The organism is Changpingibacter yushuensis, assembly GCF_014041995.1.
GTDB classification, from domain to species: Bacteria; Actinomycetota; Actinomycetes; order Actinomycetales; family Actinomycetaceae; genus Changpingibacter; species Changpingibacter yushuensis.
The window spans coordinates 999,931-1,014,174 of the sequence record NZ_CP059492.1; the positions used below are offsets into that span (position 1 = coordinate 999,931).

At 58.6% G+C, this 14,244-nt stretch carries 11 protein-coding genes; 9 read left to right on the forward strand and 2 right to left on the reverse strand.

The features are described from left to right. Positions 1-11: 11 nt before the first annotated feature. From H2O17_RS04245 to H2O17_RS04260, 4 genes are all read left to right on the forward strand, one after another. Positions 12-1,721 (forward strand): FtsK/SpoIIIE domain-containing protein, encoded by a 1,710-nt coding sequence (locus H2O17_RS04245; protein ID WP_182050501.1) that lies wholly within the window; start codon positions 12-14, stop codon positions 1,719-1,721. Beyond that, on the forward strand, positions 1,690-2,178 hold the full coding sequence (locus H2O17_RS04250; protein ID WP_182050502.1) for a hypothetical protein: 489 nt from the start codon (positions 1,690-1,692) through the stop codon (positions 2,176-2,178). Before H2O17_RS04245 ends, H2O17_RS04250 begins: the two co-directional genes overlap by 32 nt. Positions 2,179-2,254: 76 nt before the next feature. After that, positions 2,255-3,712, forward strand: a complete 1,458-nt coding sequence (locus H2O17_RS04255) for a hypothetical protein (protein WP_182050503.1) — start codon at positions 2,255-2,257, stop codon at positions 3,710-3,712. A gap of 136 nt (positions 3,713-3,848) precedes the next feature. After that, positions 3,849-5,054: a hypothetical protein gene (locus H2O17_RS04260; RefSeq protein ID WP_182050504.1), complete on the forward strand. Its 1,206-nt coding sequence runs from the start codon at positions 3,849-3,851 to the stop codon at positions 5,052-5,054. Positions 5,055-5,151: 97 nt separating this feature from the next. On the opposite strand, the gene H2O17_RS04265 is transcribed toward H2O17_RS04260, so the two are convergent. Continuing rightward, positions 5,152-5,952 carry a BRO-N domain-containing protein gene (locus H2O17_RS04265; RefSeq protein WP_182050505.1) on the reverse strand — a complete coding sequence of 267 codons (801 nt, stop codon included), beginning with the start codon at positions 5,950-5,952 and terminating at the stop codon, positions 5,152-5,154. A 130-nt stretch (positions 5,953-6,082) separates the two neighbouring features. On the opposite strand from H2O17_RS04265, the gene H2O17_RS04270 reads away from it, so the two are divergent. Both H2O17_RS04270 and H2O17_RS04275 read left to right on the forward strand, forming a co-directional pair. Continuing rightward, a complete protein-coding gene (locus H2O17_RS04270) occupies positions 6,083-10,165 on the forward strand; it encodes an LPXTG cell wall anchor domain-containing protein (RefSeq protein WP_182050506.1) in 4,083 nt (1,360 codons plus the stop codon). Positions 10,166-10,251: 86 nt separating this feature from the next. After that, the gene (locus H2O17_RS04275) at positions 10,252-10,902 is read left to right on the forward strand and encodes a GIY-YIG nuclease family protein (protein WP_182050507.1); all 651 of its coding nucleotides are present in this window, start codon (positions 10,252-10,254) and stop codon (positions 10,900-10,902) included. Here the strand turns inward: H2O17_RS04275 and H2O17_RS04280 are convergent. Next, positions 10,883-11,608 carry a metal-dependent hydrolase gene (locus H2O17_RS04280; protein ID WP_182050508.1) on the reverse strand — a complete coding sequence of 242 codons (726 nt, stop codon included), beginning with the start codon at positions 11,606-11,608 and terminating at the stop codon, positions 10,883-10,885. The two genes, H2O17_RS04275 and H2O17_RS04280, sit on opposite strands and share 20 nt — an antisense overlap. 67 nt (positions 11,609-11,675) lie before the next feature. On the opposite strand from H2O17_RS04280, the gene H2O17_RS04285 reads away from it, so the two are divergent. Genes H2O17_RS04285 through H2O17_RS04295 form a run of 3 tightly spaced genes read left to right on the forward strand, consistent with a single transcriptional unit; the run spans position 11,676 to position 14,237 of the window. After that, a complete protein-coding gene (locus H2O17_RS04285) occupies positions 11,676-11,993 on the forward strand; it encodes a hypothetical protein (RefSeq protein ID WP_182050509.1) in 318 nt (105 codons plus the stop codon). Beyond that, a complete protein-coding gene (locus H2O17_RS04290; RefSeq protein ID WP_182050510.1) occupies positions 11,990-12,880 on the forward strand; it encodes an SH3 domain-containing protein in 891 nt (296 codons plus the stop codon). Before H2O17_RS04285 ends, H2O17_RS04290 begins: the two co-directional genes overlap by 4 nt. A gap of 22 nt (positions 12,881-12,902) precedes the next feature. Further along, on the forward strand, positions 12,903-14,237 hold the full coding sequence (locus H2O17_RS04295) for a hypothetical protein (protein WP_182050511.1): 1,335 nt from the start codon (positions 12,903-12,905) through the stop codon (positions 14,235-14,237). The last annotated feature ends 7 nt before the right edge of the window (positions 14,238-14,244 follow it).

A 14,244-nucleotide genomic window follows, 5' to 3' on the forward strand; every position in this document is an offset into this window, starting at 1 on the left:
ACATGAAGAGTATGGCCAATACGAACCCACGCGAAAGAGCCCATATTTCACTGCCGACATGGTTCGACGAAACCAAGACGGCACACACAACCCGACTCCTTTCGCTCCTTGAACAGCAAGAAGGCTCGGGCTGGGAGATTGACGAAATCGACACAACAGCACGACAGGCTCACGTCTCCCGAAGCGTTCAGGGCGCAGACATCATTGAAGTGGCCCTTGCTTCCGATGTTTCGCAGGCAGATGGGGACCGCGTCTCAGCCAGAATGAGTGAGCTTCACCCCGGATATGCCATGACAAGCTTCCGTCCTAAAGACGCCCGAGCAACCTTGGCCCGCATGAGTCCAGAACTTGTCCGCGCCCGCGAGTCCGTTGCGGTAGCTATGTCCGTCAAGCCGTGGGACATCGTCATTTCCGGGGACAACACGCATGGATATGACGTTCGCTTGCCGTCCTCCTACACCCCATCGCGTCACGACAAGAGGCTTGCCGAGGCGGCAGAAACTGCGATCGGACAGCCCGGATGGTGGGTAAAGATCAACGCCAAGACACTCACTGGCCGTATCGCTCCGGGTAAGCGCCCCACTCTTCCCATCCTCGCTCACTACCCCGACCACAAGCCCTACCGGGATCTGCGCGACCAGATGCGCCTACCGATCGGGGTGTCTATGGAGTACGGGGCGGAAAAGTCCCGCGAGATCAGCCTCGACCTGTGGGACAACGCTGGCGTTCTCATCGTCGGTACGCCAGGCTCCGGCAAGTCGGTGACCATCAACGCTCTCATTTGCGGTGCGCTGGAGCGTGACTGGGACATTGGGATCATCGACGTTCCTCACAAGGCGGGGGACTACGCGTGGTGTGAAGGTTACGTCCACGAGAACTGGTTCGGCGCACGGTCGTTGGAGGAGTCCGTTGCCACCACAGGCCTTGTCTACGCCGTGCGCGATGAACGCAAGCGCCTACTCGACCAGTACGGAGTAGAGAAGTGGAATGACTTGCCCGACGACGTCCGACCAGCCCCGCTTCTGCTCGTGTGTGACGAGTTAACAGGACTCTTCTTCGCCGACAAGCCTCCGACGGGAGTCTCGAAAGACAACCCTGACTACATTGAGGCCGCCAACAAGAAGATCATGACCGTCCGTCTGGAAGCCACGATCCGCCGCATCGCTCTGGAGCTGCGATTTGTCGGTGTCCGTCTCTTGCTGGCAACCCAGCAAGCCCAAGGAAACACTGGCATTTCGGTCCCTCTCAAAATGGCGCTGCCCAACCGCATCCTTCTGGGGTCCAAGCCAGATCGGAGGGCCTACGGGCACGCTTTTCAAGCCCCTGATGACGCCCCTGCTATCCCCAGTGTCTTCGTCGAGAACGAGAAGATGGGCAAAGGTGTGGGTATTGCCGAAATCGAGGGCGAAGGGTTCGTCATCTTCAAGTCCTACTTCGACACGGGGAAGACTTACCGCCAGCGCTTTGCCACGCAGGGGCTTCACACCACCATCAACCCCTATCCGACAGGTCGTCAGATTCGCGACATGATGCCCGTTCTGTTGGACGATCCGGGCGAAGAAGACAGGCCTTTCACTCGGTTTGACGAAGGTGGTTTCGGACAAACCGATGACGTGGAACCACCATTGCGCGGGGCGGCCCGCGCTGCACATCAATTACGTGTCGCTGCCGACCAGTACACTGCACAGAATGGAGACAAAAATGTTCCTCACCATCAGTGACATCACCGATGTTGACGATATTTACACCTTCGCACCCGGTGAAGTCATCGAAGCGGGGTCCTATACAGACGCCATCGGTCAGCTCTACGGTCTTGGCGCTACACCAAACCAAGGCGCCAATGATCGTTACTTCGAGCGCAACATCACCATGGGCACGATCGCCGATATTGCCCAAGCCTCCCTTGTCGCGAAACACGATTCAGTGACCTCCGATCTGCCCCAAGAAGAACTGGATGCGCTGCTCAACTTCTCTCGTCACATCGACATCTGGGCAGGTCGGGAGTGGACCAACGAGTGTCCGCTCGTTGTCTTGGCAGACGTGTATGAGACCGAGAACGTGATCCCCACAGGCAATGTCATCGTTGTGTCGGCTGAGAATGAAAAGACGTTTGTCGAATCTGCCGCCCGAGTGGGGATGTTCCATTTGGAAGTGATGGAGGAACTGCTGGACGTGTGAGCGCCCGATGACACGACGCCCTCGGCCTAGGACGGTTCGAGGGCGTTGTCGTGTGTGCGCCGCACACAACAGGGGTATGAGTTACAACCCAGACCAGCCCCGCAATCCTGCCAACGGACAATGGGTCGATGAGAGAAACACTCCCTCCGGTGTCTCTCTCATCGAACGTCTTGACGCCATGGATGATGGTGCCGATGTTCGCGCAACGGTCACCGCCTCTCCGCTCAGTGCCCACACGACCAAGGGGATCGAGGATTGGTGGAACCGCGCCTTCCTGACCGGAGAGACCAACCATCGGGGAAGCGTGCCCCGGATGCCCGACGACAACACACCCAACATGCACACGGGTCTGTCCGTGACGGGTCACCGTCGCACCTACCGGCGTCGCTACGACGTGGGGGACGGGACGATCAGAATGCCTTCCCGCACCGCGATCAACCGCTTCCTGACCGACAACGACCTGACCGCAGTTGATGTGCCGGTCCTTTTGAGTGAAAACGGGCGCGACACCCAGGCCTTCGTTCGTGTCACTCGCAACAACATGGGCCAATTCGAGGCCTGGGCACTAGGAACCTCCGGCGAACTGGACGTACGCATGTCGGAGTCAGTCATGGCTGCTCTCGAGCGTCGCCACCGGGAGGTTGCCAGCGTTGATGACCTCATTGCCCGCCGCAGTCAACGCCGATCCTTGTACGGGGTGCGGGTGGATGGAAGCAATGGAACGTCTTTCATTTCAGGACTCGCCTACGACGAGACCTCGTCGACGGTCACGGTGGCAATTGGGGATCGCGCCTACCAGTACGTGGCTGACCGGCGGGTCTATGAGCAAATGCAGCGCTCGAATGCTCCCGGGCACGTCTTCAACGATCAACTGCGCGGAAAGATCGCCAGCCGCCGACTGGACAAGTGTCCCTCGTGTGGACGGTTCGCTGGGCAGGATCATGTCTGTCCGATAGCCGCACCTGCCAGCTATGCCTCCTCCACGTTCATTCAACATATCGGGGCGAAGCGACTGGCACCGGGTTTCCCGCCGAAAGGTTCACGTCCCACCGTTCAACAGTGGGTTTATCCCGGTGGAGATGGGGAGTTGGGATGGTCACGTCACGCGATCAGTGCCGTCCTATATGACCATGCCGACAAGGACTCCGTTCCGCGCTATTTCAGAGAAAAACCCAATGGGGCAAACGGTGTTCTTCATTTTGACGGACTGGGTCGGCGCGACGTCGACAAGCTTGCAACCCTCATGCCCGAGAACGAACGGTGGGACAACTCGTGGGCGCTGAAGGCCTCCCGGATCCCAGAAGTGAAGCTGGGCGGGTGGGTGAGTTCACCAACCAAGGGCGAACACATGACATTCACCCGTGCGACAATCTCGGATACAAAAATCGCGCGGGAGATTCGGGCAATGGGCGGACATGTGGACGAGAGGTCGTCCACATGGCGCAAGCTTGCCGCGACCTATGGGCTGCCGAAACCTTCTGCACCCATGTCTGTGAGCGTGGATGAGCGTGGCGATGTTGTCATCGACCTGTGATGCCCACATCACGTTTTGGTAACGAACAATCCTGCGACGTGTGAATACACCTGTCAACATACCCGCACACGGAGTAGGTGTACTCGTCGCACCCAAAAACAGGCGACAATAAACTGAAGACTCTCAAGGAGAACACATGTCTACTCACCGTAAGGCGTGGATTGCGGGCATTTCCGCCTTTGTTGCCATCGCAGTCATCTTCGCCGGCGTTCTTGTCTGGCGAAGCAACGCCCGAGACAACCGCATCGCCGAATGGAAGGAAGCCGCCACCTCGCTTGCCCAGACGTTGGGAGTTGCCCGAGGGACAGTCGCGTATGCCGGACTCGTAACCGATTCGATTGGTGACACTGACGTCGACACATCCCTGACAAAGGCCTCCACAACTGACCGTGAGGCACTGGAGGGGATTCTGGAGACCGTTGATCTGGACATCTTCACTCCCGCCGAATCGGAGGAGACATTTACGCTCGCCGATGTCAGCGTGCTGGATACGAATACCGATGATCTGTGGAGCGATGTTCCCTCCACGGCGGGCTTCTATCGACTCGGTGATGACGGCGGTGTTGTGGGTATCAATGCTGCCGACACGGTGACTTTCCCTACCGAGTCGGTCATGGAGAAGAAGGAGAACACCGAAAGACTCACCGCATTGGATCAGAGCTTGCGCACTGCCATTGGCGCGGTCTCCGCCAGTTCTCAGTCTTTGTCCGAGGGGATCGCCACAGCCCGGCTTGAGGCGGCAACCGCCACGTTCAATGATTCCCACGAGGCCCTGACTGACGCGATCACCGCAGGAGAGAAGGTTCTCAAGGACTCAGAGGGTAAGGTCTCAAGCAACGAGACTCGCCAAGACTTGCGAGACAAGCTCGATGCGGCGATTGAGGCTCGGGATGCCGACGATCCGACGGATGTGGATGGTCTGCTTGCCATGGTGGAAGACATGGATTCTCTTGCCGCGTCGGTGACGAAGGCATCCACGTCTGTCACTGAGACGGTGGCTGCGACGAAGGCTGCCGCAGAGGAAGCTGCGGCCAAGGCGGCTGCTGAAGCGGCGGCAGCCAAAGCTGCGGCGCAAGCGTCCAACTCGTCATCGGGCAGGTGGTCTGGCACGTCGTCCTCATCCGGTTCGTCATCGTCAGGCTCATCATCCTCATCCGGTTCGTCGAGTTCGAGCGGTTCCTCTTCGAGCTCAGGCGGCAGCGGCGGTAAGTCCGGCTCTGTTGGCTTCGCTCCCGGCACGCAAGTTACAACATGCACCGACGGACAAATCAGTATTTCGTCGCTTGGATATACGACCCAATGCAGGAATGGTAAGTGGGTGACGATCTCGAAGAACCCCTGAAACGCGACCACACCTCTTCTCACGCCCCTTGCCGGTCACCCGGTGAGGGGCGTGCGTTGTCTGTGAGATGAAAATACCGGGCCCTTCTGACAGATTCTCATGCGGCGATGGGCACGCGTTGATGATGGTCGCGGAACCACTTCGACGTGTAGCAGGGTCGGCATAGACCTTTCGCATAGTGCTTGTCTCCACACTGGCTACACACTTTGGCCGGACGATAGACAACCTCATGAGGGTGTTCTCGATGGTACTTGCACAGGCCCGTCTCGTTGGAAACGCGAGGGCATCCTGGTATCGAGCATGGTGTTCGTTCGGCGACGAGGGTCACGAGAGGATCGCCCGTCGTCTTGAGTCGGTGGTAATGCTTGTTGCACAGTCCGCGTCCATGGAGTTTCTGTCCACATTCAGGAACCGAGCAGACGACACCTTGAGGACGTCTCGTTCCAACTGGCATGTCCATGGGGCGCTGGTAGACCTCCCGGTAGCGATGACGGCTGCACCACAGCTTTGTCTCTTTCGGGGTGCGATGGCATCCGGGATAGATGCACTCGCGTGGGGCTGGCGGTCGGGACGTGTCGACCTCCGGCTGAATGATCGTGTCTACCGGTTCGGGCAGGTGGGTGATCCAGTGGGCGAGTCTGTCGTCCCCGTGGCGTGTAGATGCGAGGCGTGCCCCGGCTTGGGTCAACACGGTGACTGTGCGTCCGCGTCCGGTGATGGTAGCAATCGTCACCTTCCGTACTCGCCGCTCACCCAGTCCGGTGACGAGAGTCTGAATGTTGCGAATGTGAAGCTCACGGGCAATGTCTGCGGCGATGAACAGGCGTGATCCGTGTTGGACGACCGTGCGCACAACGGCGTTGTTGTAGCTGTGGACATAGACAGTTTCGTAAGTCATGGCTACTTCGTGTGCGGGTCGTGCGGAGTGAATGAACACACACCACGGGGTTCCCCAGATCTTCCGCACACATAGGAGATGGAACCTTCCACGGTTCCGCGCACACCCTTCGTCATAGAAAGGAAACGGTGTGAGCCTCTCCATCAGAATGAAAGCGGCGGCGTCCGCTCTGACCGCAGGAGTTCTTCTCCTGTCCGGTCTGACAATAGCGCCAGCCGCCACCGCCGCCACAGGAGGCGGAGCAGCAGGAGGTAGTGGTGGAAGCGCCGCTAACCTCCAGCAGGTCCTCTACGTTGCAGATAATAGAACGGAAGCCTTAGCAGGCAACCCCGCACAAGGTTGGGGACAGGATTCCACGGATTTCGCGTGGAATCAGATCACCTCCTACACGGGAGGAAGCTTTGTCACAGGCTCCTACGGCAAGGACACTGTCGATTCGACATGCCAGACAGCCATCAATCAGGCCGTCGCGCGAACCACGGGTGCAAAGACCGCCCGCGTCGTTGGACTCATGGTCTGGTATGCGCCCAACTTCTACAACGGGCAGCACTCCCTCGGGACAACCGGAACCGAATATGGGAGAGCCGACTTTGGGGACCAGTGGGCAACAGCAAAGTCCGGACTAGCAGGTTACGAGTCTGACGAAGTTCAAGCTGTCTACGACGAGTTTCAAGCCCAGTTCAACAAGGTGGGTTCAACAGTCTCTGTCGTCTGCGTGGCGCTCAACGACCTCGAACCCGATTCGGGATACACCCTTGATGTAACAACCACAGCGAGCTCCACCTTCCCCTTGGCGGGCTCGGCAGGAGCAGTACAAGACACCATCCACGCATCCAGCACGCCAACGACCCGCGACACTGTGTCCGGGGATGTCACACTTCACTGGGACGGCGTTGAAAGCAACGCGGCTCAGGTCACCAAGAGCGTGAACATATCCACGTCTGGGGACACGAAGTCACCAACCTTTACCCCCTCGGACTTTGGGTGGACCGGATGGCCTTCGGGTAAGTTCTGGTTTGACGTCAAGGTTGCCGCCCAAGGGGGTTTGACCACCTCCGTTGATACGCCTAACCGTGAGGCATCAGAGACATGGACGGCGTCTATTCCCAGTCCGTACAAGTCCCTCACCACTGGTGACCCGGCGGATTCCCTGAGTGATACACAAGTCCTCGCATCTGGAATGAGCTACAACGCCATCATCATGGCGAATACTGCCGGATACTCGACCATGTCCATCACCGACACCATTCAGACAGATCAGGTCTACATCGGCTCGACAACCGCAGACGATCCATCGGCCGTCTACGTGCTCAACCCCGATCGGGACAAGGTCAATGGTGCGAAGGTCACGATCAACCGTGACACTGACGGGCAAGTGACTGTCTCGGCCACTATCTCCGACATCCCGTCGAAGTACACCGGATCGGACTACATGCTCGTCGTGCCAACCTATGTCTTGCCGACAGGCGAGGACTACACGATCACGGACGACTCGAAGGCGTGCTACGGGACGTCGGGAGACACGTGCGTTACGGGCAATTCCGCGACCACCCGCAAGGTCACCCCGACACCGGACAAGGTGTGGGTTCTTGATGAAGAAGGCGCACTTGTTGCCTCTGATCCGGATCAGACCAATCAGGCGGGTGCCGATAACAAGGTGTTCCTCATGGGCGATGCCGTGTCAGCTGTTGTCAACGGCTCTGTCCCAGCCAACCTCGCAGGAAACCTCACCCAATACGTCATTGCTGACGACTGGACCGATGCGTCCCAGTACGTCGACTTCTCTGACGCCTCCCAAGTGAAGGTCTATTACGAGGACTCCAAAGACAGCGGCACCTACACTGACGTCACCAACCAGTTCACGATCAGTATCGACGGCACCGTCACCACGGCGACCGCAAACGAGGAGTTCTTGTCCCAGACTGCCGGTCAGTGCAAGAGCGCGCCGGTCGACAATAACCGCGCCCTGTCGTCCGCCGACAAGTGCCGCACCGTCAAGCTGGTCATCTCGGGTCAGTTCCGCGACGACTACGACACCGATGGTGAGACGGTCAGGTTGACCAATGCCGGATGGGAACAATGGAACAACGAGACCATTGCAACCAACGAGCCTCCGGTCTACACGTGGACCCCCAACCCGAACAAGCAGGTTTTGGGATCCAACGAAGAAGATGGCGACAACGCCTACGAGAACATCAACGGACTGTCCGTCTTCGCGGGCCAGAAGCTGGAGTACTCGGTTGGCATTGATCTGAACATCCCGAGCAACACCGCTCGCGGCGTCACATCGCTGGCAGTTCAGGACGTCTACGACGTCAACTTCACACCAGACAAGTCCTCCGTGGAGATCTGGGATTCGCGTGACGCGACCAACCCCAAGGCTATTGCGGCCAAGAACTACACCCTGACATGGGATGAGTCCGGTCATTCCTTCACCGTCACGTTCACCGACAAGTGGGTTGCCGCCAATCTCGGGGAAGGCTCCGAATGGCTCACCCAGGGCTGGTTGACTCTCCGCTTCACGGGTACCGTGAACGACGATGTCGCTGCCGGTACCACCGTTGAGAATCAGGCATTCGAAATCATCAATGGCGCGAAGACCGCCACCGAGATTCCGACTGTCACCATCCCCACGGTCACCCCCGATAAGGAAGACCTCAACACCGACCTCATCGACATTGATGGAAAGACTGTCGTCAAGGGGGACACCATCGTGTACCGCCTGACGCTAGACGCCTCCATAAGCGCCGACAAGCTCGCCTACTATGTCCACAAGCTCGGAATGATCGACGACTACGACGAGGACTACCTCGACGTGGCCGCCTCCAATGTTGTCGTGACAAACAAGGAAACGGGCGAGGATGTCACATCCAAGTTCAACATCCAAGTTTCCGACGGCAAGCTGTATGTCTTTGCTAGACAGGTCGACTCCACCAACAGTGCGGGTGAGGTGGTCTCCGGAGACCCGCAGCCCACCGACCTCGCTGCATATGCAGCCGCCGACATCATCCCGGGCACGACCCCCATCATCGACCAGTCGTTGCTTGGCAACACCTACTACATCACCTTCCGCGCGACGGTGACGCAGCAGACCGATGGGTACGTCATCGAGAACCAGGCCACCCAGAACATCGAGAACATGACCTTCCTGACGAAGATCGTGTCCAACCCGCTCAAGGACATCAATCCTGACAAGGATGTCGTGGCCTCCGAGGCAACGAACAGCGAGTCCCTCACCGGCAAGGAAATCGAACTCAACTCAGTGTTCAACTACCAGCTCAACTCTTCCTCCATCCCAGCTAACCGGGCCTACGAGGCGAGCCAGTGGTCCATCACCGACACCTTCGACAAGACGTATGACTACTACACGGGAACGTGGGCGGTCTACGCCAATGAAGACATCTACAACGGAGACACACTCGTCTACGCCAAGGGTGACCTTCTCCAAGATTCGGCGGGACACGAAACAGAGACGGCAACACGACTCTTCAATGTCACGTTCGATGAAGATTCCTACACCTTCACAATCACGGCAACCGACGCATTCCTCGATCTCATCAACACCCGCACGGACCTTTCGCAGTCATTCTCCGTCTACACGCAGATGATTCGTATTGCACCGTCGGACAAGGTCGAGAATGTTGCGACGGAAACCTACAACAACGTCGAACGCGACACCAACGTCGTGTGGACGTACACTCCGGAAAACCCAGCCATTGATGTTGAGAAGTGGGACGTCGAATCCGGCAAGGATCACGGCGACCGCGACTCGGCTGACGATGCGCTCGAAGTCACGGATGATACGTCGGTCAAGATCGGCTTCACCATCACCAACACCGGCGACGTGCCGCTGACGAACATCACCCTGACGGATGAGACCACTTCCGGTACGGGAACGATGGAAGACATCTCCTGCGAGACGCCGCTGGCTTCCCTCACTCTCAATGTTGGCACGTCAGTTGAATGCACGGGGACCCTGACGGGCCTCACAGCTGACACCACCCATACCGACAATGTGACGGCAACTGGAGAATCCATCTACACCGGCGCCAGAGTCTCCGATGCGGACCCGTGGAACGCCACAGTTGTTGACGGAAGCGGTTCGGGCGGCCTTGCCCACACAGGCGCGTCCGTCGTCGGAATGTTCATTACCGGCATCGTCCTTGTCGGCGGAGGCGCACTTCTCGCCATCCGTCGTCGGACAACCGACTGACGACAACTAGGACAAAGGAGGTGTGGTTGCCCAACCGAGCAACCACACCTCCTTTGCATGTACCCCACGAAAGGAACACAGCGAACATGAGCGTTGACGATGCACTCGCAGACGACACCATGTTCATCGGAACCGTCTATCGGGGACTGTGGATCTACCACAAACCCCCACGAACCCTCGCTCGCGAGGTTGGCCACAAGAACTCCCGAAGCATCACAACGTTTGTGTGGGCCATCCGCTACCTGTGTGGTGAGGTGCCCGAATCCCGACTTCACCCACTGCCCAGAGAATACGCAGCGTCGTTCCTGCGCAGGACGATCGACACGTCTCTCGACATGAGGCTCGTCGAGGAGTGTTGGCAGCTTCTCAGCAGGCTGACAGGGGAGGAGCCGCCACATCAGGAACCGGGCGTTTACGTCTACTCGTATCCGACCTACATCGGGGCGGGCGATGTCCAGCGCGACATGAAGATGAAGATTGGTGCGAGCACATCAATGCTTCGACGCTTGGAAACTCAACGCCGCCACACGGAAGTTCCCGAAGACCTCGTTGTCCTTCGGATTTACCCTTGCCCCGACCCGTTTGACGCCGAAAGCCACATCCATGCAATCCTCACCCTGTGTGGTAAGCATGTGGAGAGCCTGACAGGTGGAACCGAGTGGTATGAGACGAGTCTGGTGGCTGTGGATGCCATCTGTCGCGCAATGGGAATGGAACCTAGCCCAGATGCGACATGAGCATCGGCCAGCCGATGTAGTAGATGATGGGGAAGGCGATGGCCACAACCGTTAAGGAGATGACGTAGGCCTTTTCTCGCGTTGACCCCGTGTCCCCAAGGATTGGCACGCGCAGGTTCGTCGTGATGAATGGGTAGAGGAGCGGAACGCCTTCTGTCGTGAGCATGTCTCCGGCCACAGAGTGAACCGCAGCTCCACCAGCCATGCACGCAGCAATGATGAGTGGGTTCATGGCGACAAGGAATCCCATGATGGCCATACCGGCAGCGACAAACCATCCGGGGATCCCTCCCGGATCCAAGTGGAGGGCAGCCAAGGCGATGCCGGCCATGAAGCCGATGAGTAGCCCTGCCCCCATATTCAGCGTCGTCTCATGAATGGTAAGGACTGCCGAATCAATCTCAGGGATCGTCACATGCCACAACGAGGCGAAATAGGCGAGCGCGCCAAGGATGAGCCACCCGACGACAGAGTGAGTGCCTTTGCGGTGTCCACCAGAGATGATGTTGACGCCATGGGACACGACTTTTGTCAGCGGGGGAAGCGAACGAGAGATGGTCGCCCCCGAATGATCGAGGTCCGGCGCGATGGCCGCACCTGCGACAAGCGCTGTCGTGGCAATGATTGTGGGGACCGGCTGTGGGTTGAGAGTCAGACAGATGGAGGCGGCCGCGAGGCCAGAAATGGTGTGTGAACGTCCAAGCATACATAGGTAGTGTGCGGATGCCTCCCCACCGGGTTCGCCAGCACGGTGTCCCGCACACAGGGAATGTATGGACTTTCTTTCTCATCATTTCTCTGCGTCGATGACGCGAGCCATTGACCTCGCCAGTGCAGCCCACACCGACCCGATCGACTTCTGCAATGCGCACCACATCGCGCCTGTGGATGGGTCGACTCTTGTGTTCGCTGGAACCACAGGCCAGGCCGATGTTCGTATCGTCTTGGCAGGTTCATCCACGCGAGTATCGGTGACTCATGGAGAGGCAACAGTCACCAGCGACATGCTCTCCGACGGTTCGTTCACACTCGTGGCAGACGAACCCGGACGCTGTCACATTGACGTGACTGACGCGGGGAGCATGTCATGAGGCGTGTGTCTGGCGTTGCGGGCGCGGCGCTTGTCTCACTGTGTGTTGTGGCGTGTGCGTGGTCTGAAGCGCCCAGTTCTGTGTCTGTGACGGCGAAGTCTTCTCCGACGGTTGCGTCGAATGCCGTGATGGAGGTGGGGCTTGCCTCACCAACGCCCCGACCCAGCCCGTCGGCTACACAGACTGCCAGTCCCACTGTCTCCCCGAGTCCACAGACTGCCAGCCCCACCGCCTCCCCGACCCCCAGCGCGGAGCCGTCATATGTCTCCACACCAGCCAAGGGGGTGCTTCACACGAGCGTGCCCTCGTTGAATGTGCGTGGTGGTCCGGGGGTCGATTATGCGGCCAATGGGTCCCTGTCTGCGGGGGAAAGTGTCTCCTATGTGGCCACGAGCAACGGGTGGTATGAGCTTGAGCGTGGCGGGTGGGTCAGTGGCACGTATGTAGAGCAGGGCTCTGCCCCCGCTGCCTCATCTGACTCCGTGGCCTCTTCATCCACACCTTCGAGCAGTTCGACTCCCGTACCCACGGTGCAATCAACGCCAACCACGTCCGCACACGCGGTGTGGATACGGACCCACGGCGGACAGGCAGAGATCGACCAACGCAGCGGGGCCGTCTATATCGACGACGTCGCAGGCTGGCTCGGAAAGCCCTACATCGCCATGCACAATAGCGCCGGTGCGAGGGAATGGACGACGTGGAATGTGGGAGAAACAGTCACACTGACAGGCCTCATATCCGGGACGTACACAGTTACTGCCATGACGTGGGGCGTTCAAAGGGATGAGTCGTCAAAGCTCCTTTCCTTGCCCGGAACCATTCTCCTTCAGACGTGCCAAACCGGGGGCGGGGGAAACCTCGTTGTCTCGCTTGTTGGTAAGTGAGACCGCCGCACACTACTAGGGCATGAACATGAGTGCGGGTGCCCGTGAGCGCCAAGAGCAGTTCCGTCGTCCGACCGGAGAATATGGAACCCAGCCGGGAGTAAATGCGCCGGGGGCGATCAGCCTCGTCCAAACCCCCGTCCGCTATTCCTTCATTGAAGAGCGTCAGAGGCAAGAAGACGAATATGAGGCCCGTTTTGATGGGATGCCTAAGAGGTTCTTCTCCACGGACCTTGAGACGAAGCGTTCACTTGATAACCTCGCAAAGGCAGCCTCCACCCCGCAAGATGAGACATTGGATTTTGAGACGATTTCCGAGCTGGCAGGATCGTTGGGGATCACCGGACTGACAGAGGTGAGCGACAAAACACGTGGCTTCCTCGGGAAGAATCCGGGGGAGCACGCGTGGGTGGGCAGGGTCGGTGATGCGCAGGTCATCATCTCCTCCCACAGGTCCGGCAGCGCGTTTGCTCGGTACACGTTTCGCCGAAACCCTGGCGATCCGGCTGTTGAGGGGCGCGGGTTCTACATGCTCGATGCCCGTTCATTGGCGGGGGCCGCCCGTATTCAGCACGTGACGGGCAGCGACCTCTACAGTCACTTCACCCAGATTGGGACGAGGGAAGAGAGGGTTGCTCTACTCGAAGAGCTTTCCGCCACCAAGAAGTCATTGATGCAGGCCCAGAATGAGGGCCGTAACTTCCAGCTGAACAAGAAGTATGTCTCGGATCGCAAGTCCGAAATTGCCACGGCATTCTCGGACAAAAAGCACCCCGACACCATCCATCAGCGTCTCATGTCTCAGACACAGTTGAATGACTCGTTCGATCAGGTGGAGATCGACAATGATGTCTCCGAGGCCGATTGGAAGGAGTTCGAAGAGGCGTGGGCTGACACGAAAGACAAGCTTCCACCCATCCCTGAAGATCGCAAGCCGAAGTTGCGCATCCGCTATTTGGGTAAGCACCGGGCCGCTGGGCTATTCTCGCCTCACCACAACACGGTTGCGATCGACGTTCACACATCGGGATCGTTCGTTCACGAGATGGGTCATTACTACGACCACATGGTCTATTCCTCCCCGTCACTGTCGAAAGGATTCTCGTCACTAGCTCAGCGCTATTCGGCGACGCTGGATGTGCCCGCTGACCGGACGGGCAAGTATGGGCGGGACTACTACACGACCCCAACTGAGATTCACTCCCGCCTTTTCGAGGTATATGCGCACGAGCGGCTCGGGGTGCGTAATCGGATGTTGGACCCGTCCCGGTTCTCTCGGTTCGATTACGCCCCGATCATGAACAACCCGGGGTTGAAAGAGGACGCGTTCGCCTTCTTTGACAAGATGTTCGCCTGAAATGTCT

Excerpts from the sequence above, each read along its gene's own strand:
- H2O17_RS04250 (WP_182050502.1), top strand. The coding sequence starts at position 1,690 with ATGGAGACAAAAATGTTCCTCACCATCAGTGACATCACCGATGTTGAC.
- H2O17_RS04280 (WP_182050508.1), bottom strand. The coding sequence starts at position 11,608 with ATGCTTGGACGTTCACACACCATTTCTGGCCTCGCGGCCGCCTCCATC.
- H2O17_RS04265 (WP_182050505.1), bottom strand. The coding sequence starts at position 5,952 with ATGACTTACGAAACTGTCTATGTCCACAGCTACAACAACGCCGTTGTG.
- H2O17_RS04245 (WP_182050501.1), top strand. The coding sequence starts at position 12 with ATGGCCAATACGAACCCACGCGAAAGAGCCCATATTTCACTGCCGACA.
- H2O17_RS04275 (WP_182050507.1), top strand. The coding sequence starts at position 10,252 with ATGAGCGTTGACGATGCACTCGCAGACGACACCATGTTCATCGGAACC.
- H2O17_RS04285 (WP_182050509.1), top strand. The coding sequence starts at position 11,676 with ATGGACTTTCTTTCTCATCATTTCTCTGCGTCGATGACGCGAGCCATT.
- H2O17_RS04255 (WP_182050503.1), top strand. The coding sequence starts at position 2,255 with ATGAGTTACAACCCAGACCAGCCCCGCAATCCTGCCAACGGACAATGG.
- H2O17_RS04260 (WP_182050504.1), top strand. The coding sequence starts at position 3,849 with ATGTCTACTCACCGTAAGGCGTGGATTGCGGGCATTTCCGCCTTTGTT.
- H2O17_RS04290 (WP_182050510.1), top strand. The coding sequence starts at position 11,990 with ATGAGGCGTGTGTCTGGCGTTGCGGGCGCGGCGCTTGTCTCACTGTGT.
- H2O17_RS04295 (WP_182050511.1), top strand. The coding sequence starts at position 12,903 with ATGAACATGAGTGCGGGTGCCCGTGAGCGCCAAGAGCAGTTCCGTCGT.